Origin of the sequence: Eggerthella sp. BIOML-A1 (assembly GCF_009875595.1) — a bacterium.
Lineage (GTDB): Bacteria > Actinomycetota > Coriobacteriia > Coriobacteriales > Eggerthellaceae > Eggerthella > Eggerthella lenta.
In genome coordinates, this window is record NZ_WWRZ01000007.1 from 139943 (window position 1) to 164807 (window position 24865).

A 24865-nucleotide genomic window follows, 5' to 3' on the forward strand; every position below is an offset into this window, starting at 1 on the left:
AACAGATTTCGAGCGGCGGGAGGCCGAGGCGGCCATACGTATGCAGCACGCTCATCAAAAAGACGCTGCATTGTAATCGCTGGATGACGGCTTGGGTTTTGCGCGCCGTTACGCTTTCTGTATGAGCGAGATGAGCAAAAACGAGAAGATGGCGCGCAAGGATCCCCTTGTCCAGCGCCTGTCTGCCGACTTGGGCAGCCGGCTTCTCGAAGTGCGCACCTCCGAAGGACTCTCCCAAACCACCTTGGCCGAGATGGTGGGCACGAAGCATCCTCGCATCAGCAACCTCGAAGGCGGCCTCGTGGACGTGCGCCTCTCCGACATCGTGAAGCTGGCCCGCGCCCTCGACGTGAACCCCGGCGAGCTGCTCGATCTCGCCGCTTACAAGCTGGAGGACTATCCCCTCCCCCTGCCCGACAACCACGCGCGTATGTAGACGAACAAAACGAGGGCGCCCGTCGGGCGCCCTCGTTTCCATTGAGCCGAGTCGGGGTTTCGCGCTTGCTACACGCGCTTGATGAAACGGCCGTCGCGGGTGTCGATCTGCAGGACGTCGCCGATCTCGACGAACGTGGGAACCTGCACTTCGACGCCGGTCTCCAGCGTGGCGGGCTTCGTCGTGTTAGTGGCCGTGTCGCCCTTGAAGCCGGGCTCGGTGTGCGTGACCTCGAGCTCGACGAACATCTGGGGCTCGATGCTGATCAGCTCGTCGCCAGCGTACAGCAGCGACGCCTCGTCGTTCTCCTTGAGCCACTTCGCGGCATCGCCGACGGTTTCGGTCGAGATGGCCATCTGCTCGAACGTGTCGTTGTCCATGAAGTTGAAATCGGCACCGTCGTTGTAGAGGTACTGCAGCTTCTTCGTCTCGAGACGCACGGATTCCACCTTGACGCCGGCGTTGAACGTGTTGTCGATGATGCGGCCGGTCTTGATGTCGCGCAGCTTCGTGCGGACGAAGGCGCTGCCCTTGCCGGGCTTCACATGCTGGAACTCGACGATGGTGCACAGCTTGCCGTTAAACTCGATGCACATGCCGTTCTTGAAATCGGCGGTAGAGATAGCCATACTCGGTAATCCTTTCGTTCACGGGCGATCCGCTGCGCGCCGCGGGGCCCGATCAGCGTTCAAACCGGTACATTATAACGTGTCGGGCAAACCTTGCGTGCGCACATCAACCGTATCAGAAAAAAATCAGGGCGAACCGACGGGACGGACGCGAAACCGTAACGCGTGCCGAGGTGCTGGGCGCAAAACGGCACCCATGACAATTTCCGGACGCATTTGTTGGATGCAGCGCCCCATTGGCCCCGCAAAAGCCCAGATGGCGAAAATCGTGAGGCTTTCACCGCCCGATTTTCGCTCTCTGAATTGTCATGGGTGCCGTTTTGCGCCCAGAAATCCACCGCCCGGGCGGAGAACCGGCTACAGGATCACCGGATCGTGGGTTGATCGGGTGAAGACCTCGAAGCCGTCGGGCGTGATCACGCCGAAATCTTCCAGGCGCATGCCGAATTCGCCCGGCAGGTAGATGCCCGGCTCGACCGTCACCACGTTACCCGGCACGAGGGGCTGCTCGTTGCGCGGCGACAGCGCGGGCTGCTCGTGGATGTCGATACCCACGCCGTGGCCCAAGCTGTGGCCCATCTTGCCGGCGAAACCCGCGTCCGCGAGCGCGCGCTCGGCCAGCTCGTGCATGACCTTGCCCGTCACGCCCGGCTTGAGCGCGGCTTCCACCTGCTCGTTCGCGCTGCGGATGGCCGCGTAGGCATCGCGCATCTTCTGGGACGGCTGGCCCAGGAACACCGTGCGCGTCATGTCCGAGCAGTACCCGTGCGCCCGTGCGCCGAAATCGAGCACGACGCATTGACCCGCCTCGAGCACCGTCTGGCCAGGAATGGCATGGGGGCTCGCGCCGTTCGCGCCCGCGGCTACGATGGACGGGAACGCAAGGCCCTCGGCGCCGTGGCGACGCATGAAGTCCTCCAGCTCGATCTGCACCTCGCGCTCGGTCATGCCGGGACGCATGTACCCCACGATGTGCGCGAACGCGGCGTCGGTGACGACCTGAGCCGCCTTCATGCGCGCGATCTCCTGCACGTCTTTCACGGCGCGCAGGTTCACGATGGAGTCGGATGTTTCGCGCAACTGCGGACGCGCGGGAGCCTCCGCGAAGGCGGCTTCGAGCGCGCGAAAGCCGGCGAGCGTCATGGAGTCCTCGATGCCGAGCGCGATGGCTTCGGCCCCGTCCGACGGCTGGTCGACGTGGCGGGCGGCGAAGGTTTCGGCGACGAACTTCGCGTGGGTGACCCGTGCGTCGTCGACCGCGACCGCTCCTTCGCGGGCAGCAGCCGCGCGCGCCGCCTCGCTATAGCGCGAGTCGGTGTGCAGCACGGCATCGTGCGGCGTGACCAGCAGCGCGTGCGCGTCCTCGTCGTCGAACACGCCGTCGAACGCGGTGAGCCAGGCGATGTTCGAGGTGTCGCGCACGAAGAACGCGCCCATGCCCGCATCGGCGCAGGCGGCGCGGAGACGATCGAGGCGAGGCCCGGCAGCCGCAGCGAGCGCGGCGCTATCGGGCGAGCAGCACATCGACGGCCTCCTTGTAGCCCTCTTTGCCCTTGCCCTTGATCTGCGCCACGCATACCGGCGCGATGACCGAGATGCGGCGGAACTCCTCGCGCGCGGAAATATCGGATAGATGCACCTCCACCGTGGGCACGTCGATGGACGACACGGCGTCGCGCAGCGCGTACGAGTAGTGCGTGTGCGCACCGGGATTGTAGACGATGCCGTCGTACGCGCCGCGCGCCTCGTGCAACTTGTCGATGAGCGCGCCCTCATGGTTGCTTTGGAAGCAGTCGACGCTCGCACCCCGCTCGGCCGCGTATTCCGTCACCTCGCGCTCGATGTCGGCAAGCGTCACCGTGCCGTACACGTCGGGCTCGCGGACTCCCAGCAAATTGAGGTTCGGCCCGTTCAACACCAGAATCTTCTTCATAATCGGCTTCCTCCCCTATGCCTTCGAGCGAGCCCAAGCGTTCAGGTGGTCGAGGATGGTGGCGTCGTCGACGTCGGCGAGCTGCCAGGAACCCACGTCGCGGGGCAGCACGAAGCGCACCTGGCCGCGACGGGCCTTCTTGTCGCGCTTCATGGCCTCCAGCATGGCCTCCGGCTCGGCCGACCAGTCGAGGGCGGGCAGGCCCAGCTGGTCGAGCAGGCTGTCCTGCGTCTCGACCAAATCGAGCGGCGCGTCCACCAGCGACACGGCCATGCGCGCGGCGAAGCGCATGCCCTCGGCCACGGCCGCGCCGTGCGAGAACGCGCCGTACCCCGCCAGCGATTCGACCGCATGTCCCAACGTGTGGCCGTAGTTCAGGCACTCGCGCACGCCCTTGCTCTCGGACTTGTCGGCGGCCACCACGTCGGCCTTGAACACCACCGAGCGCGCGATGGCCTCCTCTACTACCACCTCGTCGCGCGCCGCCAGCGCGCCCGCCGCGTCGACCAGCCAGAAGAAGAAGTCGTCCGAGTCGATGACCGCGGACTTCGCTATCTCCGCGCAGCCGCAGGCCCACTCGCGTTCGTCGAGCGTGGCCAGCGTGGCCGTGTCGGCGCACACGTACGCCGGCTGTTTGAACGCGCCCACGAGGTTCTTGCCGGCCGCCAGGTTGACGCCGGTCTTGCCGCCCACCGACGAGTCCACCATAGATAGCAGCGTCGTGGGAACCTGCACCACCGGCACGCCGCGCATATAGGTTGCGGCAACGAACCCGGCGAGGTCGCCCACCACGCCGCCGCCGAGCGCCACCACCACGCAGTCGCGGCCGAGCGCAAGGCTGGCCATGGCCTCCCATATCTCTCCCGCCACCTCGACAGACTTCGAGCCTTCGCCCGCCGGCACGGCGATGTCGCTCACGCGGAACCCGGCTTGCGCGAGCGCTTCCTTCGCGTCGGCGCGGTACAGCGGCGCAACGTTCTCGTCGGTGACGACGAGCGCGCGGTCCGACTCGGCGAACGCCGGCAGCTTGCGCAGATGCGCGCCCAGATTCGCCAGCACGCCGCCGCCGATGCGCACGTCGTAGGCTTCTTCGCCGGGGATGTTGACGATCACTTTCGTTGCAGGCACAGGATGCCCTCCTTCTCGAGCGCGCTCTGCACTTCGCGCGCGATGGTAGCCACGTTCTTGCCGGCGGTGTCGATGGTGAGGTCAGCCACGTCGGCGTACAGGGGCAGGCGCTCCTCGGACGTCTTGCGCGCGGCATCGAGGTCCTGGAACAAAGGGCGCGTGGAGGTGTCGCTGATGCGCGACTTCGCCTCGTCGGCCGTGACCTTCAGGTACACGACGAACCCCGCATCGCGCAGGATGGCGCGGTTCTCATCGCGCTTCACCACGCCGCCGCCGCACGACACGAGCAGCGGCTCCTTGCCGGCCAGCTCGCGCAGCACGTCCGTCTCGATGGCGCGGAAGCCGTCCTCGCCCGCCTGCGCGAAGATCTCCTTCACGCGCTTGCCCTCGCGGCGCTCGAGGTACGTGTCCATGTCCACCGAGGCCACGCCGCAGGTGCGCGCCAGCCGTCGCGCGACCGACGTCTTCCCCGCGCCCATGAATCCCACGAAGAACACGGGGCGCGCAAGCTCCCCCACCACGCGAGGTCGTCTCGAAGCCTCGTGCCTCATCGCGCCATCGTCCTGAGCCGCTGGCGGTACGCTTTCACGGCCGCCTTGATGTCGGCCATGTTATCGCGCCCGAACTTCTCGAGGTACGCCTCGGCCAGCACGAACGACACCTCGCTCTCGGCCACCACGGCGCAGGCGGGCACGGCGCACGTGTCGCTGCGCTCCTTCGACGCCTCTTCGACTTCCAACGTGTCGAGGTTCACCGTCTCGAGCGGCGTCATGAGCGTGGGAATGGGCTTCATGGCCGCACTCACGATGAGGGGCATGCCCGTGGTCATGCCGCCTTCGAGGCCGCCCGCATTGTTCGACGTGCGCACGAAGCCGGCCTGCTTGTCCAGCGCGATGGGGTCGTGCACCTCGGAGCCCACGCGCCGTGCCGCTTCGAAGCCCAGGCCGAACTCGACGCCCTTGATGGCGGGGATGGAGAACAGGGCAGCACCCAAACGCGAGGTCAGACGATCGCCTGCCGAGGCGTAGCCGCCCACGCCCGGCACGAGCCCCGTCACCACGACGCGGAACGTGCCGCCCAGGCTCTCGCCCGCGTCTTTCGCGCGGTCGATCTCGGCCTTCATAGCCTCCGTCGCCTGTTCGTCGGGACAGCGCACCTCGCTCGTCTCGATAGCAAGCGGCTTGTAGTCGGGAGCGTTCATGAACGCGTCGTCCTCTTCGAAGGACGCGCTTCCGATGGACGTGACGTACGAGAACACCTCCACGCCCAGGTCGGCCAAGAACTCGCGCGCGATGCCGGCCGCCGCCACGCGCGCAGCTGTCTCGCGGGCGCTTGCGCGCTCGAGGATGTTGCGGCAGTCGGACGTGTCGGTTTTGAGCGCCCCCACGAGGTCGGCGTGGCCGGGGCGTGGCGTGACCTCGCGGGCGAGGTCGGACGGAGCCTCGCCGAACGCGGCCATGCGATCGGTCCAGTTCTCCCAGTCCCGGTTGCGCACCACGAGCGCGATAGGAGTTCCCAGCGTGCGGCCGAAGCGCACGCCGGAGACGACCTCCACGGTATCGCGCTCGATACGTTGGCGGCCGCCGCGCCCGTAACCGGACTGACGACGAGAAAGGTCGGTGTTGATTTGCGATTCGGAGATCTTCAAGCCCGCGGGCACGCCTTCGACGATGGCCGTCAGGCACGGACCGTGGCTCTCGCCTGCTGTTAGGTATCGCATAGTCTGTCGCTTTCCGCGCTGATACGAATGGTTCGCATCGTATTGTACCCTACCGTTCAGGCAAGGCTAGCAAAAAGCAGGTCGCACGCCGCATCCGCATCGAATGAGTCATCAACCCCATCCCTATGGCTCACGTACTCGTCATCCTGAGCGAGCGCAGCATTCGACAGTCCAGTGGACTGTCGAACTCCCGAGCACGCGAAGCGAGCGCAGGGAGGCTCCGCGAAGCGGGGACGCGAAGGATGCCGTACGGTGCCAACCGAGACGCTTCCAGCTGGCGCCTCACGGGATCCTTCGACTCCGCGCTACGCGCTCCGCTCAGGATGACGAAGCAACCAGTCGGTTCCGTTCAGGATGACGGAAGTCTACAGGTCGAATCCTGCCGCTTCCGCCATCAAGGCGAACAGCTCGTCGTCAGACAGGGCGACGTCGACCTCGGCGAGGTCGCACACGGCGTGCACGGTGGCCACTGCCTGCGCTACCAGCATCCCGGCGCCGTCGTGCACCGTGCATCCCGCTTCGCGCGCGGCGCGCACGAGCGCCGTCTCGCCGTGGCCGTATACCGCGTCGAACACGGTCTGGCCCGCGCTCAGAAGCCCGACGTCGAACGGCGAGCCGTCGCCCTCGTTCATGCCGAGCGGCGTCGCGTTCACCACGAGATCGGCGGCGGCCAGCGCCTTCGTGGACGTGGTGTAGCTGCCGAACTTGAACGTGGTGCGCTCGTAAGCCGTGCGGAAGCTGCGATGGTGCGCCTGCGCTGCCGGCAGGTCCACCGTGGCATTTGCCAACAGGCCGAACCGCTCGACGTAGCCTTCGAGCACCTTGCGGGAGCGCTCCTTGTCGCGCCCGACCAGCATGGCCACGTCCGCCCCGGCGATGGCGCATGCGTGCAGGATGGACAGCGCCGTGGGGCCCGTGCCGCACACGGCCACGCGCTTGCCTGCGAAGCAAAAGCCCGTGCGCTCCAAGTACGCCACGCAGCCCTGGCCGTCGGTGTTGAAGCCGATGAGCGCGTCACCCTTCTTCACCAGCACGTTCGCGCCCTGGGCGAGCTTCGCCGTGGCAGCCTTCGCCGTGGCGGCCTCGAACGCGAGCGGCTTGTACGGCGTGGTGATGTTGATGGACAGGAAGCCGCGCGCCTCCACGAACGAGCGCGCCTCTTCCTCGGTCGCGCAATCAGCCAAACCGTAGCGCCACGGCAATCCTAAGCGCTCGTACACGGCGTTGTACATCGCGGGCGACGAAGAGTGCGCAATGGGATGTCCCAAGAGGTACAGGCTCTCGGCCGGCCGTTCGGCTTGCGTGTCGGTCATAACGATCCTTTCGCTCGCTCGTTCACATCAGACGCCCTGCGCGTCGGGTTCCTCATCCTCGCAGGGGACGGCGTTCTGCGACGTCGATGCGGCGCCCTCCGGCTTACGCTCGCCCATGACGACGCGCTCGAAGTTGCGCAGCAGCAGCGTATGGGGCAGATCCTGCTCCACCAGCGGAGCCAGCAGATACGCCTTCATGCCCAGAAAATGCGCGCCCATGACGTCGGTGACCAGCTGATCGCCGATGACCACCGTCTCGGAACGCTTCGCTCCCAGCTTGCGCAAAGCCATGAGGAACGCGGGCGGCAACGGCTTGACGGCCTTCGCCACGATGGGCAGCGAAAGACGGTTCGCCAGCTGGTACACCCCTTCGTGCCAGTTGTTGGACACAAGGCAGAACGTAATGCCCGCGTCGCGCGCCTTCGCCAGCCAGAACCCCACGTCACGCGGCACTTCGTGGGTGTCACGCGTGAGGATGGTGTTGTCCACGTCCAGCAGCACGTTGCGAAAGCCCAGCGCCAGCAGGTCGCGGTCGATATCGATGCGCGAGATGCGCGCAAAGTAGCGGTCGGGTTCGAGAAAAGACATGGCGTTGTCGCTAACGGCCTAGGAGAACGTCTGCTGATGCTCTTCGTACGTTTCGCTGAAGTAGTACTGCATCGTACCGCCTTCATCAGGCGCGAAGTAGAAGAAGAAGTAGTTCGTCTGCGCAGGGTTGCACACGGCTTGCAGGCAATCGAGACCCGGCGAGCAGATGGGCGTGGGAGGCAGACCCGTGTTCGTGTAGGTGTTGAACGGCGTTGGATTCTTGATATCCTCGGGGGTGGGGTCGTGACCCAGCTCGTAAGCCGTGGTCGCATCGCTTTGCAGGAAGCCGTAGTTCGGATCGCCGAAGTTGTTCAGGCGGTTGTAGAACACCGAGGCCACCTGGGCGCGGATCTGCTCGTCGCCCGACGACTCGCGCTCAACGATGGAAGCCAGCTTCACGGCATCGTAGATGGTGAGGCCCTGGCTTTGCGGGTAGGACCAATCGAGCCCCGACGTCTCGGTCTTGAACTGGTCGAGCATCATGCGCACTACCGACTCGGCCGTGGCATCGTCGCCGATCTCGTACGTTTTCGGGAACAGGAAGCCTTCCAGGCTGTTCGTGCCCGCGTCGGCCAGGAAGTCGTAGTCGGCCGCGTATGCGCTGGCATCCGACGCAGCGGCCGTGAACGCGTCCGCCGTGATGTGATTCTCGGTGAAGGTTGCCACGCTCTGGGCAACGGCCTCGAGCGTGCTGCCTTCGGGGATGGTGAGCGCGTTCGCCACCGGACCGGCCGTCAGCTGGTTGATGATGGCGTCGAGCGACATACCGCCCGCGAATGTGTAGGTACCGGGCTTGAGCTGGGAATCAACGCCCATCTCGTTGACGCGCTTCGTGAAGTCTCCCGCATTGGAAACCAGACGGGCTTCCGCAAGCTGCTCTCCGACGACCTTGGCACCAGCACCTTCGGCCACCGTGATCGTGGCCTCCTGACCCTCGGCCAGAAGCTCGACCGATTGCGCGGAACAGCTGTTGAACAGGGTGAGCGCGCCCCACGCCAAACCTCCGACGACGAGAACGGCCAAAACGGCGGCGACTATAGCAGGAGCCTTGCTTTTCTTCGGGCGGATATAGCTGGTATCGTACGTACGGAACTGGCGCTCGCCCCGGGCATGAGCCGAGCGAGCTGCATGGTTCGGACGCTGAGAATAGGTGACTTGCTTCCTGTGCTGGGGCATGGAACTGATCCTCTTCTTCCATCAAGCCTCACGGCGCGCGTCAAGCCACGCCTGCAAAAACAAACTTGCGGCTATCATATCTATTTTGCCGCGCATGGCCTTCTCGGTCATGCCCTTTTCACGCAAACTCCGTTTGGCTTCCTGCGAACTTAACCGCTCATCAGCGAATTCGTAAGGGATGCCGCAGGCGTCGGATATGGTTTTCGCCGCTTTCCGAATGCGCGCGGCCTGAGGCCCCTCCGCGCCCGCCATGGTGTAGGGAAGTCCGCACAGCAGCAGCTCCGGCTCCCAATCCTCAAGCGCTCGCTGGAACGGCTTCGCGCAGTTCAGCACTTCCGAGGCGGGCAGCACGGCCACCGGAGAAGCCACCCGTTCCCCCGGATCGCTCACCGCAACCCCCACGCGCGTCTCCCCAATATCCAAAGCCATAATTCGCATGATGAGCCCTTTCATGTTACCGGCGGATACGCGCGGCTTTCCGCTTTCAGCTTATTGTACGTCAATGCGGCAACCTGGCGAAGAGCGCAAGCATGCTCGCAACCTCTTTTGAGAAAATCGCACGGTCGATAGACGGCGACTTGTCGTCGAGGTGCGAGAATATGGCAAAAATTTTGAGCTAGGTGAATGTGGGACGCCAGAAGACCGTCTTTGCATCGTAACTTGTGCGCAAAACACCTGGTCGGTTTTCTCACACGCTCGCTTTTAGCCAAGTTAGATATATGTAACTTTTACCTACCTCGAAATTCTTGCCAAAATCAGCCCGCCAAACGACCGAATAGGATTTCTCGATCCGTTTCGCACGCCCCAGGTTGACGAAGACGACAAGACGGTCACGCGCGTCACGAAGAGGCAAGCGAGGCAGCATGATCACTCCCCAGGATGAAAAAAGGGCTTCTCCGATTCACGGAGAAGCCGCCGAAAAAGACGCCCCGCAGGTTGAAGCGCCGCTCGCAGAGCCGGTGCCCCCAGCGGAAGAACCGCCTCGGGCGCCGTGCCGAGGGGTGCGCCGCGAGATTTCCCCTTCGGGGACTTGTCACGCTTCGCTTCGCGGCGCCGCACCCGTCGAGCCGAAACGTCCTGTGGACGTTTCGAGCGAGCTCAGGACCGCCTGGGCGCCGCACCCCTCGGCACGGCGCCCAGCCAACAACCCTACAGCAGCATGTCGCGCGCAGCCTGAAGGGCCGCATCGATGCCCGAGGCGTCTTTGCCGCCGGCCTGCGCCATGGCGGCCTTTCCGCCGCCGCCGCCCTTGATGTTCCCCGAGATCGCCTTGATGACGGCGCCTGCGTCGAAGCCCGCCTCCACCGCCTCCGGCGTGCCGGCCGCCAACAGCGTGGGCTTGCCGTCTTTCTCCGTGGCCAGCACCGCGGCGCCCGGCTGGCCCAAACGCGTGCGCAGCACGTCCCACATGTTGCGCATCTGACCCGCATCGGCCTCCGGCATGCGGCCGAACACTACCGGATAGCCCGCAGCGCTCGTCTGCGCGGTCTCGAGCAAGGCGTTGATGCCGTCGTCGGCCACGGCCTCGCGCCCACGCTTCAACTTCGTCTGCAGGTCTTTCAAGGTCTTCATGTTCGATGCCGTGCGCTCGCTCACGTCGAACAGGGGCACGCGCAAAGACTCGGCCGCCTCCTTGAGCTCAGCCTCCACGCGATTCATGTACGCAAGCGCGTCGAAGCTGGTCACGGCTTCGATACGACGCAGGTTCGCGCCCACGCTGGTCTCGGAGGTTATCTTAACGAAGCCTATTTCGCTCGTAGCCGAAACGTGGGTACCGCCGCACAGCTCCTGCGAAAAGCCCTCGATGTCGAGCACGCGCACGAACTCGCCGTACTTCTCGCCGAACAGCGCCATGACGCCGGCTTCGCGTGCCGATGCGAGCGACGTCTCGTAGGCGCGCACGGGATGATTCTCCATGATCTTCTGGTTCGCCAGGCGCTCCACCTCGGCGATCTGTTCGGCCGTCATGGCCTCGAAGTGGGTGAAGTCGAAGCGCAGACGGCTGTCGGCGACGTAGCTGCCCGCTTGCTTCACATGGTCGCCCAGCACCTCGCGCAGCGCCCAATGCAGGATGTGCGTAGCGGTGTGGTTGCGGCGGATACGCTCGCGGCGCGGCACGTCGATGGCGGCATGCACGGCATCGCCCGCGCTCAAGCGACCGCTCTCCACCTTCACGGTGTGCGCGATCAGGCCCTTCTCGGGCTCCTTCGTGTCCAGGACCGCCACGATGGCATCGTCCTTCGCAAGCACGCCGGCGTCGCCGATCTGGCCGCCCTTCTCAGCGTAGAAGGGCGTAGCGTCCAACACTACGCGACCCTCGTCGCCCGCCTCCAGCACATCCACCTGCACGCCGTCTTTCACAAGCGCCAGCACGCGCGCTTCGGCGTCGTTCTTCGTATAGCCGAGGAATTCGGTGGGGCCCACGGCCTCGAGGATCTCGTTCATCACGCCGCCATAGGTGGACCAGGCCGCCTCGGCGTCCTTCGTATTGGCAGCGCGAGCGCGCTCGCGCTGCTCGTCCATGCAGCGGCCGAAGCCTTCCATATCAACTTCGATGCCGCGCTCGTCGCACAGCTCTCGCGTGACCTCCACGGGGAAGCCGTACGTATCGTGCAGCGTGAACGCGCGGTCGCCCGGCAGCACCTCGCCCTCGAGCTCGGCCAGCGCCTCGTCGAGGAACGCGCGGCCCTGGCGCAGGTTTGCGCCGAAGCGCTCTTCCTCGGACAGGATGACGCGCCGCGTGAGCTCGCGGTTCTCCACGATCTCGGGGTACACGTGACCCATGAGGTTCACGATCTCGTCGACGTAATCGTTGAGGAACGGCTTGTCGAGGCCCAGCAGATGGCCCTTCATCACGGCGCGACGCAGCAGACGGCGCAGCACATAGCCGCGGCCTTCGTTGGAGGGCAGGATGCCGTCGGCGATCATGAATGCCACGGCACGGCTGTGATCGGCCATGATGCGCAGCGATAGGTCGATGGCCGCGTCCTCGCCGTACGTCGTTCCGGTCAGCTTCTCGCCCACCGCCACGAGGCTGCGCAGCACGTCCGTCTCGTAATTGGACTGGACGCCCTGCAGGATGGCCGCGATGCGCTCGAGGCCCATGCCGGTGTCGATGTTCTTCTTCGGAAGGGGCACGAACGTGCCGTCTTCCTGTCCGTCGTACTGGGTGAACACGAGGTTCCAGTACTCCAGGAAGCGGTCGCAGTCGCAACCAGGCGCGCAGTCGGGGCTGCCGCAGCCGAAGTCCTCGCCCTGATCGAAGTAGATCTCCGAGCAGGGGCCGCAGGGGCCCGTAGGCCCGGCACGCCAGAAGTTGTCATCCTCGCCCAGGCGCGAGATATGGTCGTCGGGCACGCCCAGCTTCTTCCAGATCTCGATGGTCTCGTCGTCGTCGAGATACACGGTGAAGTACAGGCGCTCGGCCGGCAGGCCCAGCACCTCGGTGGAGAATTCGTACGCCCACGCGCACATCTCCTCCTTGAAGTATTCGCCGAAGCTGAAGTTGCCCAACATCTCGAAGAAGCTCTGGTGACGGCCCGTGGTGCCGATGATGTCGATGTCGTTCGTGCGCACGCACTTCTGCACCGTCGTCGTGCCGATGTAGGGGGCTTCGAGGTGCTTCTGCTGCAGGAAATACGGCTTGAACTGCACCATGCCGGCGCTCGTCAGCAACAACGACGGGTCGTCGGGAATGAGCGATGACGAGGGCCAGCGCTTGCAGCCCTTCTCCTCAAAAAAGCTCAGGTACTTCTCGCGGATCTCCGCGCTGGTCATGTACTTCATAGTCGCGTCTTTCTATCTCCTCGGGGGCCGCCTCGCACGACCCGCTGCTCCACTAACGACGTGCGCCCGCACGCCCCCACGCGCTCAGGCCAACAAAGCCCGATCAACGCTTCTTACGATGCTGCGCCTTCTGATCGGCCTCGGCCTTGCGCTGCTCGACGCGCTCGAACGCCGCCGAGATGTCGGGATGCGGCGACGTGGCATCGGCGATGGGATCGAGCGTGCCGTCCGAGGCGGTGGTGCCTTGGAAGAACACGCCGTCTGCGCTTACCAGCTGCCGCCCCGTGCGCTTTTCGAAATAATACACGAAAACCGACTTCGCAACCGCGACGGCGGGAATGGAAGCCAACATACCCACAAGCGAGCCCGTGAAGCCGCTCATAGCGCCGCCTATAGCGGAGCCCGCCATCAAAGCGATGAGGGTGAGCGCCGGATGAACGTCCACCGAGTTCGCCATGATCTTCGGCGAAATAAACGTATAGACGATCTGCTGGATGGCGATGGTGCCGCCGAGCGCGATGACCGCGATCCAGGGGCTGACGAACACGCCCACGATGGCCGCAAGCGCACCGCCGAGCCACGGGCCCACGATGGGGATGATGTTCAACAGGCCGGCGATGCCGCCGAGCGCCGCGTAGTTCGGGATGCCGATGGCGCCGAACAGAACGACGCAGCCCACGCCGATGATGGCGCACTGCAAAAGCGTGCCCTTGATGTAGCCGCCCATGACGCGCGTGAACGTGACGTGCAGCATTTCCAGATCCTCGTGGCGCTTCGGGTTGACGAGGCGCATGCATTCGCGTCCAAGCTGCGGAAGCTCCATGAGGATCCAGAAAGCCACCACCAGCGCAAACCCGAGCGCAACGAACGTGTTGACCAGACCCGTCCCGATGGCGACCACGCCGTTGGCGCTATCGCGGGCGAACGTCGAAGCCCATGAGACGATGGCGTCCAGCGCATTGTTGATCCACGTTTGTACCGTGTCGTTCTGAAGCACGTCGGCGTAGCGCGTGTACAGGTCGTTGCCCCACCCGGCGATGGTCTGAACGTAGCCCGGAATGCTCTCGATGAGGTTGGTGAACTGGTCGCCCACGCCGAACGCCGGCGAGAACATGAGAAGCCCCACCAAAGCCAGAACAACGAACATCAGGACGTAGGCGATCGTCGTGCCGGCCACGCGTGGAACGCCCAGTTTCTCCAGCTTGTTCACCGGTCCTCGCAGGCAGAATACGATGACGATGGACCAGATGACGATGCCGATAGGCACGCTCAAAATATTGAACAGGTAAACGAGAACGCCCGTGAGCAGAATGCCGCCCACGATCGTCCAGACTATGAGAAAGCTTCGCTTCGCTTTGTCGGTTTTCGTCGCTTCGGAGCTGGGAGTCTCCACCGAGTCGCCCTTTCGTGCCGTGTATGCTGTCGTTACTTGCCCTGGTTCGCTTTTTCGTCTGCGTCGTACGTGAAGTACTGCTGCGCAGCTGCGGCATCGGCGTTCGCGGCGGTAGCCACGGCATCGGCCATGGTGGCGGCGACTTCGGACGTCTTATCGGCGGCGACGCGCTTGGCTTCGGCCTTCTCGTCTCGCTCGGCACGCTGCTCGGCGCGTTGCTCGCGCTGGTCGGCAACGGCCTCCTTCGCGGCCGCGACCGAGGTGGTCACCACGCCCTTGACGACGTCGGCGGTCGAAACGGGCACTTCGGTGCCGTGTCCGTTCGCACCATGGGAGGCGGAGCGCTCGGCTTTCGCCTGGCCGAGGGCAACCGACTCGTCGCTGGCGCGGCGCGACTTGAACGCGTTGCGCACGCGCGAGGTCACGTTGTTCACCAATTCCACCGGAGCGTTGGTCACCGTGTCCACCGCTTCGACGGCCGAGGCCACCGAGTCGGTGATTTCGTTCACGTCTTCGAGAATCTGATCGACGCGCATGATCTCGAGGTTGGCGGCATCGACCGTCAGCGACACACGCTCCACCAGCGGATCCACCTTCGCCGCGACGGGCTCGAGCGACGCCGTGATACGCTCCACGCTTGCCAGCGTAGGCTCGACCTGCTTCTGCAGATCGTCGACCGTCTTGCGTGTCTTGCGCACGGTCATGACAAGCTCGATGACGAGCCACACCAGCACCGCGCCCACGATCACATAGACCACCGGCAACGCTATGCTGAGAATTTCGCTGATATCCACCGTATGCCTCCTGTTTCCGAAGCCATTACTATAGCACGAGCACCTCGGATGATATACAGGCCGAGGTCAACTTTTCACCCTGCTTCCACAGGAGTAGACAATCGGTTACCTTCCGCGCGACGTGGGGTTTTCTCCGGAATCCAGACGGTCTCGCGCGAACGTGTCGCTGCGGTAGGCCTCCCAACCGCGATCGCTCGACCGGTAGAAGCAGCCGCGCTCCAAACCGTCGGGCAGGTAGCGCTGGCTCACCCAGCCGCTGGGGTAGCTGTGCGGATACTTGTACTCGCCGTAGTTCTCGGATCCGGGGCGGTGCCGATCGCGCAGATGGTCGGGCACGTTGCGAGACGGCCCGTTGCGCACCTCGTTCAGCGCGGCATCGATGCCCGCCTCCGCCGCGTTGCTCTTGGGCGCGAGCGCCAGGTAGATGGCAGCCTGCGCCAGGTTGATGCGGCACTCGGGATAGCCGATGACCTCGGCCGACTTGAACGCGGCCTCAGCGATGAGCAGCGCCTGCGGATCGGCGTTGCCGATATCCTCCGACGCAGCGATGAACATGCGGCGCGCGATGAACTTCGGGTCTTCTCCCCCATCGATCATGCGGGCGAGCCAGTACAGCGCGGCATCGGGGTCGCTGCCGCGCATGGACTTGATGAACGCCGAGATGACGTCGTAGTGCATGTCCTTGTTCTTGTCGTAGGGCAGCGAGCGATGCGGCGTGGCCGCGCGCACGTTGTCCTCGGTGATCTTCGCGGGCTTCTTCGAGGTGCCGGGCTGCACCATACCGGCGGCAAGCTCCAACGTGGTGAGCGCCGCGCGCCCGTCGCCGCCCGCCAGCAGCACGATGGCGTCGCGCGCTTTGGCATCCAACCGATAGCGGCCGCCCAGGCCGCGCTCGTCGACCAGCGCACGCTCCACGAGGCTGACGATCTCCTCGTCGGACAGCCCGTGCAGCTCCACCACGCGCGAGCGGCTGATCAGCGCCGAGTTAACCTCGAAGAAGGGGTTCTCCGTTGTGGCTCCCACCAGCACCAGCACGCGATCCTCCACGGCGTGCAGCAGCGCGTCCTGCTGGCTGCGGTTGAAGCGGTGGATCTCGTCGACGAACAGGATGGTGCGCAAACCGAACGCCGACAGGCGCTTGTCGGCGGCATCGATTTCGCGGCGCAGATCCGAAACCGTGCCGCCGATGGCCGACACCTCCACGAACGTAGCCTTCGTCGTCTCGGCGATGACGTGCGCGAGCGAGGTCTTGCCCGTGCCCGCCGGGCCGAACAGGATGACCGAGCTCAACTGGTCCTGCTCGATGGCGTTGCGCAGCCACGAGCCGGGGCCCACCGCCTCGTCCTGGCCGACCACTTCCTCGAGCGTGCGCGGACGCATGCGCACTGCCAAGGGCGCCACTTCCGACTTCCGCTCGTTTTCCATTTCGGTAAATAAGGTATCCATGCCATATATCGTATCATGCGAACGCTTGTTTGCCTAGCGGACGTTGCATTGTCGCCCGAAAAACTCGGAATCGCGCCCGAAAACGAGGCCTTCGGGCGACAACGCACTCCCGTCCTCGCATTCCGTCGCTCGATCCGCAGCCGCTCGGCATGTAGAAGACCGGGTTGTGTAATCGGCGAAACAACCGGATGTCAAGTCTTTATTTTAACGATGCTACCCATATACTCAAAAGCAGGTCCTGCCCTCGTAGCCATACTTTGCGATGGACCGATGCTGATACATGAGGGAGCTCAAGATCGCGTGTGAAATGGGGATTCGTGTCCGTTGACACGAAAGCCAGGAAGCGGGCTGCGAGCACCCACCTTTTAAGGTGGGTTCATCCTTCTGGCCGGGGGTAGGGCTTCATCGAACTTCTTCGCCGCAGCACCAATCGAGCGTCGAGCGAATCATCTCATGACCGTAGCAGAAAAAGGAATCCAGCTCCCCTTGCATCATATACCGGTGCGTGCGGGTGTAGTGGAGGAGAATGCGCCCGAAAATCCCCAGCGTATGATACTCGGACAGGCAAGCCACCATCTCTTCGGACATATTGCGTCCGTGCAGCATGATGCGAATATCCTGGGCGATCGCAGGCCGATACAGGGCAAGCAGATAGTCGAACAACCGGAAATGATCACTGCTGGCGAACAAATGCCGATAGTATTCTCGTCGACTTTGCAGATAGTCACCGAGCGCCTTGAAGAACAGCTTCTGGCTCTCGAACGTCCCGCCGTCATCCACTTGCACATAAAACGGCATCTGGGGAAACGGGTCGTGCAAACCTTTGTCCGGCACCAGGAGCGACGAGGGGGCGAACCCACCCCGCACGAGCAAAGCGCTTACGTTGGTGCGGTATATCCACGCGATGAGCGACTCCACCGTCTCGAAATAATTGTAGAATGTCTTTCTACTGATGCCCGTTTCGCGGGCAATATCAACCACAGTGACACGGCGCAAACCGTTCCCTTCAGCGACCAAGCCCATAAACGACTCAGCGATAAGCTCGCAGGTCGCACACCGCGCCGCGGCTTTCCCATCTGAATAGCTGTCTCCGGAAAATGCAAAACTCCTCTGGGAGTCGAACATGCGATGGCTCCCTCCCTGCACATCGCACGTCCCTCCCCCGACATCCCAGCACGCATCCTGCTCCAGGGCGGATGAGGAGGCGCACTCCGCCCTTCCGGCACGACCCGGAAACCGCTGACAAGGCCTCGTCCTCTGGAACATACACAGTCTTTCATGCTCGACAGACACCCCGAGCGCATCCCCGGTCAACCCGAGCGTCAACCGGGGAAAGAGATGCCAACAGCTTACTTCTTCTTCACAACTTCACGGAAATCGACACCGTAGTCTTCCAGCAGCTTTTGCACGCCCGCGCGGGCTGAGGCGGCAATACCGGCGCCCGGATGCGAGCAGCATCCCAGGAAGTACAGGTTGTCGATAGCGCCGTGGTACTCATGACCCTTGCCAGCAAACGGACGCATGTCGTACATCTGGCTGGGCTGCAGGCCGATCTGGCCAATGTCGCCGCACACCATGGCATGATCCCACTGCTCGTACTCGAGCGGGGTGAGACTCCAGTGGCCAACGACATCGTCATCGGTGATGTTGGTGGTCATGCCCTTAAAGAAATCCCACACCTGACGCTCAAGCTCTTCTTTGTGCGTGACCCAATTCTGCGGATCGCCCCACAGGCGGTACGGAGCGTACTGGTAGATATTGACTACGCTATGGCCTTCGGGGCAGCGCGTTTCGTCCAGCAGCGACGGAATGGTGATCAAGGGCAGACGAGGACTAAACTCCCCCAGCGGGTAGTTGCTGAATGTTTGCAGGTATTCCTTTTCGTACGGAGCCGCTTCGATGCAAAACGCCTCGAGCACTTCCGGACCCGCTTTGAACTCAGGGATCTTCTTGAGCGCAAAGGACTGGTTGAGCGCACCGAAGTCAGCATGCTTCAAACGGGCAACGGCACGCGCCTCGTCTTCAGGAGCGGCGTCCCCCAGCATGGCGTACACTTGCTTGATGTTGATGCAGCTGACAACTCCCTGATCAGCCTCGAAGATCCTGCCGTCGAGGATACGCACACGCTTCGCTTCGCCGTTCTCGACATATAAAGCACTGGCTTCCGCATTCAAGAACAGATCAGCTCCCTCGTCTTTACAGCAGCAGCACAGCGCATCGATGAAGCTCTTGCTGCCGCCCTTGGGGAACGGTGCACCGGGATACTCGTGGTTCACCTTGCCGTTGATGCAGTACAGATCAGGATTGTGGATGTTGGAGGTGAAGTACAGAAGCGATGCGGTGCCGATTTCACGCGGGTCGATCATCATCTCAGTACACCAGCGGGTGAACGTGACGCGCACCTCTTCGGACTCGAACCACTCTTCGACAATCTGCTGCGCCGAGGAGTTCAGCACGCGCTGGAACTCACGGCCTTCGGGGCTTTGGTACATCACGTTCATCATGGTGCCGTACGGCGGCGGGGGTGCCTGCGCGCCAACGTGCGCGACGGACATCATCTCGGACATGTACTTGTTGAACTTGCGGTACGTCTCGGCATCCTTTTCCGAAAACTGGGCAATGTTCTCGCAAGCCTTGTCCATGTCGGGATCCATGACCAACGCCGTGTTGTCGGGAAAAATCGAACAGAACAGGGATTTGGTTGAGACGTACTCAAGCCCGTATTTCTCGATGAGCCCCAATTCATCCTCACGTACGATAGGCGTACGGGCGATCATGCTGTGGATCATGCCGCCCAAGTCGCTGATGTAGCCAGGCGCGCACACTTCCCCCGAACGCGTGCCTCCCCCGAACTCATCGTTTGCTTCAAGGCAGCAGACCCTGAAGCCGGCTTTCGCCAGATAGGCCGTTGTCAGCAGACCGTTGTGGCCGCCGCCCAGGACAACGAAATCATAGTGCTCGGACATAATCTTCACCCTTCCTCTCGTCGGGCGTCGACACTTCGCGTAGCATACGTCGACGACTTCTGGTTCAGTTATACGCCGGTATCGATCCGTCGCTCAAGAGACACTTCGACCTGAGTGGGGTCACGCTTCCCAGCAGATGCGCACCAGCGTAAAACCTACGAGCGAAACACATTTGAAGCAAATGTTTCACCTGATGAATACGGGTATTAGAAAAGTCAAGCCGTATGCGTCGAACATGCCCACTTCAACGGGAATGGGGATGCGCCCGGCCTCACGACCGCCCCTCAGCTCGAGCAAGCTCGTCGCGCGCCTCTTTGTAACGCGCGTACCCTGCGGAGACCTTTGTCTTGCTGGCAAGCGTCAATGCCACCAATACGACGATGGTGGTGCCACATGCGGGCCACAAAGGCTCCATGCCCAGAGGGTTGCCTGCGAAATGCCACACGGCAGCGACGATGCCTCCCAGCAACATGGACCAAAACGCAGCCGTACTGGACACGCGCGGCCACACCATGGATACCAACAACACGATTCCCACAACCGAGCGTATCTGAAACGCAGCGTACAGTTGACCCAGGATGGATGACGCATTGAGCCCGAGCCATGTGGCCACGATACCGAGCAGCACCACCATCAAGCGCGAGAACGCCAAACGCTGGCGATCGGTGCTCTGAGGCCGCACGACGGCGTACAGATCCTGCGTCAGCGTGTTGGAGATAAACAGCAGGGCTGCCGGCGCAGACGACCAGATGGCAGCGGCGATGGACATGGACACAACACCGGCGACAACGGGACCTTGAGCGTTCGACATGGCAAACAGAATGCCATTGGGCGACGCATCGGGCATGGCAACCATACCGCACATGCCGATAATCGCAGGAAGCGTGGCGAACGGAATGACGATGACGGCAGCTCCCCATGCGCCAACGGCCATATCGCGTGCCGAACGCGCGGAAATGGTAGCCGTCACCATGGTGGCCGCCGCGATGAAGCTGATGCCTATGCCGATGGCGTTTGCCAAGGTTGACCAGATGTCGGGCTGGAGCAGGTCGAAGTAGCTGCTCGGCAGCTGCTCGTATAGCGCTCCCAAGCCTCCGACCATGTCGAGGCTACCCGAGGTCGCCGCTATCAGTCCGCCGTACATGACCACCATGTGCGCGATGTTCATGATGGCCAGACCTTTCATGCCCCCTAGCAGCGTGACCGCGACGAAGAGCGCCGACACGAACCAAGCGACCGGAGTGGGATCCAGACCCACCATTGGCGCAATGAGTGCCGCTGCGCTGATAGGTTGAGAAGAATACAAGAAACAGTACGTCACCACTATGATGACCAACATCACGGTCCGGCATCGCTGGTCGAACATGAACTTGAAAGCCTCGGGTACCGAGAGGATGTCGTACTTACGGTGCATTGCCCGGTAGAAACGGGCGGCGAACACGATGAAAACGATCATGCCGATGGACATGCCCCAGTTCACCCACACGGCCGATATGCCGGTGGTGAATCCAGTAGCCGCCTTGCCGATGGTAGCCGCTCCGGCCATCATCTCGGCGAAGAGCAACGGGATGATCATGAACCACACAAGATTGCCCTGAGCAGTCAGGAATTGACGGGATGAAGACGATCCGCGCGTCGCCACGACAACGCCAATGATCACGGTTATGGCAATGTAGGCAACGAGCATGATAAGCGGGAGACTCATACAAGTTCCTTTCGCGAGAAGGGCCCCGGCTCGGACAAACCAAGCGGGGCCCTGAAACGATATGCATCAACGCATCGATGCAGGGGAGGTCAGCACAGGCCCATCGCCATCCACAGCGGGATGCTCCCCATCATTGCCACGATCGAAATGACGGCGTACGCGTAAGCGGACTTCTTGAATTCTTTGATAGTAACGTATTCGTTGCCGGCAACGCCAAGGGTGCCGATGACGAACGGGTTCATGAATGAATTGAACCAGATGTTGCCACCGATATACTCGACGAAGCCAAGAATGAACAGCGAGATTCCCGCGTCAGGAAGCAGCGGACCAAAGATGGAGAACAGAATGATCAAGCACGGTCCCTGGGCGGGAATGAACGCTCGCAAAACCCACGTGATGATCAACAGAACAGGGACGAAGATCCATACATTGCTGATCACCGGGCTGACGATCGGGCCGAGCACGGTGGCAATCCAGGCACTCACTCCAAGCGGGCTCATGAAACCAGCGATGCTGATGATTGCGCCGATGAACATGATCAGACCCCAAGGGATGCGCGTTTGGAAATCGCTCGGCTTCAAAATGCCGAACGCGCACAGCACGATACCGCCAAGCAGAGCCACCATGCCGGCGTCGAAGAAGTTGCCGATCCACAGGACGAGGCAGACGGCGATGACGACAAGCGCAACCCACTCTTCCTTCTTCATCTTTCCCAGTTCCTTGTACTTGTCGGAGAAGTAGCTCGCGGGAAGGTTCAGTTTTTCTTTCGGGCGACAGAACACCATGCAGAAGATATACGTACCGACAAGCAAAAGGATAAGCCAGACCCACGTCATGGAGAGATAGCCCACCCATGAAAACGACAACCCGATGACACCCAACATGAACGCCACATTAGCGCTGCCGGTCAAAAAGGCATGCGAACCGATATACGGAGGTATGAACACGGCGGTTAGCAAACCGAGCGCGGGACCGCTCTTCTTTTCATAGCCAACCTGCTTGGTCATCTCGGTTGCCATCGGAACAAGCAGGTTGGTCTTCGCGTTATTTGAAGGAATGAGTGGGCTGATCACCAAACCGGCGGCCATGAGCGACAATACCTGGCCACGGTAGTTCTTAGGAAAGACGGACAGCATCTTCAACGCCAAACGGGTCAGTAAACCCGAATTCTCAATAGCGGCGGCAAACGTGAAGACGGCGATCATGAGCCAGACGATGCTGCCTCCGAACGCCGAGAACACCTCGGCGACCGTACCCACTCGAAAGGCCACCATGAGCGCGAGAGCGCCCAAGCAAGCCGCCCACGAGGGCACGGCGTTCGATATGAGCGCCACCAGCATACCCACGAAAATACCGAGATACGTCATACCGACGCTGTCAAGTCCCTCCGGTGGCGGTATATGCGCAATTACCACACCCACCGCGATTGACACCACGAGCAAAACGAGGTTCTTCCTACTGAATTCTTTCATGGTTTCCCCTTTTTTCAATTGGGAGAGCGGTCGCTTTCCCCTATGCAACCCCACGCGAGAAAGCAGAAGCTCAGATACCGATCATGCGCTTACCGGGATTCGGCGGCCTCGGCCTTCAAGCGCTTCTTGCGAGCCTTCAACGCCGCAGGCATCTTTTTCGCAAAAGCCATGATGGCTTTCTTGTTGGCCATGATGACCGGCCAACCGTTGGCTATCGCCTCGGGAGTGACCAGCACGTTCATGCGCATGCTGTCGAGCGCTTTTGCGTCCAGAATCAGATTGCCGTTCTCAAAGTTCATCTTGAAAATTTCAACCATCGGGCTGCCGGTCTCGGTCAGCATCATGAGCGATGGCTGCTTCGGTGCTTTAGGCATGGGATCACGCTCCTTGCAAGAGGCGACCGGAAACCGGCCGCCTCCGTGTATAGATCGAATGATGGCGATTACTTCTTCAAAACGTCGCGGAAGTCCACGCCGTAGTCCTCGAGGATCTGGAACGCGCCAGGACGCGCGCCAGCCGCGATACCGCCACCGGGATGGCCGCAGCAGCCGATGAAGTATAGATTGTCGATGTCGCCGTGATAGGTGTGGCCCTTGCCGGGGAACGGGCGCATATCGTACATCTGACTGGGCTGCAGGCCGATCATGCCCAGGTCGCCTTCCTTCATGGCCGGGTTCCACGTCTCGTACTCAAGCGGCGTGAGGCCCCATCGACCGATAATGTCGTCGTCGGTGATGTTCGTGGTCTGGCTCTTGAAGAACTCCCACACCTCGTCCTTGAGTTCATCGCCGTGAGTCTCCCAGTTCTTGGGGTCGCCCCACAAGTTGTACGGAGCGTAGCTGTACAGGTTGACCACGCTGTGGCCCTCGGGGCAGCGCGTGGGATCCCATAGCGAAGGAATGGTGACCAGCGGCAAACGCGGATTGAAGCCGCCCAGGCGGTAGTTGCTGAACGTCTCCAGGTACTCCTTCTCCTCTGGAGCGAACTCGATACAGTATGCGTCGAGAACCTCGGGGCCCGCCTTGAATTCGGGGATCTTCTTGAGCGCGAAGGACTGATTGAGCGCAGCAAAGTCGGCTTGTTTCAAGCGACGTACGTAACGGGCCTCTTCAACCGGAGCGTCGGCGCCCATCATCTCGTAGACATCCTTGATGTTGATAGTGCTGATAACCGCGTTCTTGGCGATGAACTCGTCACCGTTCTTCGTACGGACACTCTTGATTTCGCCACCCTCAACAGTGACGTCGTTGACCCAAGCGTTCGCGAATAGATCAGCGCCGTTATCGGAACAGCAAGCCTTCAACGCTTCGACGAACTTCACGCTACCGCCCATGGGGAAGGGCGGGGCGTAGGTGGGATTGTGGACGCGACCCGTGAAGTACAGAAGCGTCGCCGTGCCGATGGCGCGCGGGTCGATCATCATCTCGGTACACCAGCGGGTGAACGTGACGCGCACCTCTTCGGACTCGAACCACTCTTCGACGATCTGCTGAGCCGAGGAGTTCAGCACGCGCTGGAACTCACGGCCTTCGGGGCTCATGTACATGACGTTCATCATGGTGCCGTACGGAGGCGGAGCGCTCTGAGACCCGATGCCCGCCACGGCCAGCATGTTGACCATGTACTCGTGGAACTCAGGATAGATCTCCGCGTCGTGCTTGGAGAACTTGCCGATGGCCTCGCAAGCCTTGTCGATGTCGTGGTGCATGACCAAGCTGGTCTGATCGGGGAAAATGGAGCAGAACAGCGCTTTCGCATGAGCGTATTCGAAACCGTACTTCGAGAACAGGCCCAACTCGTCTTCCGTCACGATGGGCGTAGCGGAGATCATGTTGTGGACCATGCCGCCAAGCTCGGATACGTAACCAGGCGCCGTAACTTCGCCTGATCGGGTAGATCCGCCGAACTCGTCATTGGCTTCAAGGCAGCAGACCTTAAAACCGGCTTTCGACAGATAAGCCGTGGTGATGAGGCCGTTGTGACCGCCTCCCAAGACAACGAAATCGTACGTAGATGCCATGGTACTTCCTCCTTGTGGATAGTGTGACCATACCTTGCATAACGCTCTTGGATCCCGGGATGCCTCCGTTATAGAGCCGAAGAGGCAACTCGGCAATCTCCCAGTTTTCGAAAAACGAGGAAACTCGGCTACCCCATTCTGAGAAAATCGTGGAGCAGCTCGCCCCCCATGCAAACTTCAGAATCATCGAAAGGAAGGAAGGAGAACGGCGGGGCGATAGGGCCAGAGGTCATATGCGCCTCACGAGAAACGCCGAAACAGCAGGAACCCCAATGGAGAATCCACGTTTCGTTGATTTTGGATTGCCAAAAACGACGTTTTGCGTCATGTGGGGTATGTTCAATTTCCTCAGCGACGAGG

At 62.2% G+C, this 24865-nt stretch carries 21 protein-coding genes; 1 reads left to right on the forward strand and 20 read right to left on the reverse strand.

Translation table 11 applies throughout. The features are described 5' to 3' along the window. The first annotated feature begins 130 nt into the window (after window positions 1–130). Window positions 131–436, forward strand: a complete 306-nt coding sequence (locus tag GT590_RS10725; protein ID WP_009609432.1) for a helix-turn-helix domain-containing protein — start codon at window positions 131–133, stop codon at window positions 434–436. Window positions 437–504: 68 nt separating this feature from the next. Here GT590_RS10725 and efp read toward each other — a convergent pair whose 3' ends face one another. From efp to GT590_RS10825, 20 genes are all read right to left on the reverse strand, one after another. Next, a complete protein-coding gene (efp, locus tag GT590_RS10730; protein WP_009306665.1) occupies window positions 505–1065 on the reverse strand; it encodes an elongation factor P in 561 nt (186 codons plus the stop codon). A 357-nt stretch (window positions 1066–1422) separates the two neighbouring features. Next, complete coding sequence (locus tag GT590_RS10735; protein ID WP_009609341.1) at window positions 1423–2589, reverse strand: Xaa-Pro peptidase family protein; 1167 nt, start codon at window positions 2587–2589, stop codon at window positions 1423–1425. Continuing rightward, window positions 2570–2998, reverse strand: coding sequence for a type II 3-dehydroquinate dehydratase (gene aroQ / locus GT590_RS10740; RefSeq protein WP_009306668.1), 429 nt, complete (start codon window positions 2996–2998; stop codon window positions 2570–2572). The genes GT590_RS10735 and aroQ overlap by 20 nt, the downstream gene beginning before the upstream one ends. 15 nt (window positions 2999–3013) lie before the next feature. After that, a complete protein-coding gene (gene aroB, locus GT590_RS10745) occupies window positions 3014–4126 on the reverse strand; it encodes a 3-dehydroquinate synthase (RefSeq protein ID WP_009609434.1) in 1113 nt (370 codons plus the stop codon). Continuing rightward, window positions 4108–4677, reverse strand: a complete 570-nt coding sequence (locus tag GT590_RS10750) for a shikimate kinase (RefSeq protein WP_192925343.1) — start codon at window positions 4675–4677, stop codon at window positions 4108–4110. Before GT590_RS10750 ends, aroB begins: the two co-directional genes overlap by 19 nt. Then, window positions 4674–5846, reverse strand: a complete 1173-nt coding sequence (gene aroC / locus GT590_RS10755) for a chorismate synthase (RefSeq protein WP_009609385.1) — start codon at window positions 5844–5846, stop codon at window positions 4674–4676. Before aroC ends, GT590_RS10750 begins: the two co-directional genes overlap by 4 nt. A gap of 365 nt (window positions 5847–6211) precedes the next feature. Beyond that, a complete protein-coding gene (locus GT590_RS10760) occupies window positions 6212–7159 on the reverse strand; it encodes a shikimate dehydrogenase (protein WP_114516358.1) in 948 nt (315 codons plus the stop codon). A gap of 27 nt (window positions 7160–7186) precedes the next feature. After that, the gene (locus GT590_RS10765) at window positions 7187–7747 is read right to left on the reverse strand and encodes a YqeG family HAD IIIA-type phosphatase (protein ID WP_114516359.1); all 561 of its coding nucleotides are present in this window, start codon (window positions 7745–7747) and stop codon (window positions 7187–7189) included. An 18-nt stretch (window positions 7748–7765) separates the two neighbouring features. Continuing rightward, window positions 7766–8923: an endolytic transglycosylase MltG gene (gene mltG / locus GT590_RS10770; protein ID WP_114519746.1), complete on the reverse strand. Its 1158-nt coding sequence runs from the start codon at window positions 8921–8923 to the stop codon at window positions 7766–7768. A gap of 21 nt (window positions 8924–8944) precedes the next feature. Continuing rightward, window positions 8945–9361, reverse strand: a complete 417-nt coding sequence (gene ruvX, locus GT590_RS10775; protein ID WP_009306675.1) for a Holliday junction resolvase RuvX — start codon at window positions 9359–9361, stop codon at window positions 8945–8947. 711 nt (window positions 9362–10072) lie between these two features. Further along, window positions 10073–12709, reverse strand: a complete 2637-nt coding sequence (gene alaS / locus GT590_RS10780) for an alanine--tRNA ligase (protein WP_114516361.1) — start codon at window positions 12707–12709, stop codon at window positions 10073–10075. 103 nt (window positions 12710–12812) lie between these two features. After that, entirely contained in the window at window positions 12813–14102 is a 1290-nt protein-coding gene (locus tag GT590_RS10785) for an AI-2E family transporter (protein WP_009609454.1), read from the reverse strand. Window positions 14103–14134: 32 nt separating this feature from the next. Beyond that, window positions 14135–14896 carry a hypothetical protein gene (locus tag GT590_RS10790; protein WP_009609342.1) on the reverse strand — a complete coding sequence of 254 codons (762 nt, stop codon included), beginning with the start codon at window positions 14894–14896 and terminating at the stop codon, window positions 14135–14137. A gap of 105 nt (window positions 14897–15001) precedes the next feature. Beyond that, the gene (locus GT590_RS10795; protein ID WP_009609329.1) at window positions 15002–16342 is read right to left on the reverse strand and encodes a replication-associated recombination protein A; all 1341 of its coding nucleotides are present in this window, start codon (window positions 16340–16342) and stop codon (window positions 15002–15004) included. A gap of 402 nt (window positions 16343–16744) precedes the next feature. Continuing rightward, window positions 16745–17467: a TetR family transcriptional regulator gene (locus tag GT590_RS10800; protein ID WP_161171085.1), complete on the reverse strand. Its 723-nt coding sequence runs from the start codon at window positions 17465–17467 to the stop codon at window positions 16745–16747. Window positions 17468–17691: 224 nt separating this feature from the next. Continuing rightward, window positions 17692–19308, reverse strand: coding sequence for an NAD(P)/FAD-dependent oxidoreductase (locus GT590_RS10805; protein WP_114533880.1), 1617 nt, complete (start codon window positions 19306–19308; stop codon window positions 17692–17694). Window positions 19309–19579: 271 nt separating this feature from the next. Then, on the reverse strand, window positions 19580–21013 hold the full coding sequence (locus GT590_RS10810; protein WP_114533878.1) for a sodium:solute symporter: 1434 nt from the start codon (window positions 21011–21013) through the stop codon (window positions 19580–19582). Window positions 21014–21102: 89 nt separating this feature from the next. After that, window positions 21103–22485, reverse strand: a complete 1383-nt coding sequence (locus tag GT590_RS10815) for an SLC13 family permease (RefSeq protein WP_114533876.1) — start codon at window positions 22483–22485, stop codon at window positions 21103–21105. 89 nt (window positions 22486–22574) lie between these two features. Continuing rightward, window positions 22575–22829, reverse strand: coding sequence for a hypothetical protein (locus GT590_RS10820; RefSeq protein ID WP_147271371.1), 255 nt, complete (start codon window positions 22827–22829; stop codon window positions 22575–22577). Window positions 22830–22927: 98 nt separating this feature from the next. Then, entirely contained in the window at window positions 22928–24505 is a 1578-nt protein-coding gene (locus tag GT590_RS10825; RefSeq protein ID WP_114533872.1) for an NAD(P)/FAD-dependent oxidoreductase, read from the reverse strand. Between the last annotated feature and the right edge of the window lie 360 nt (window positions 24506–24865).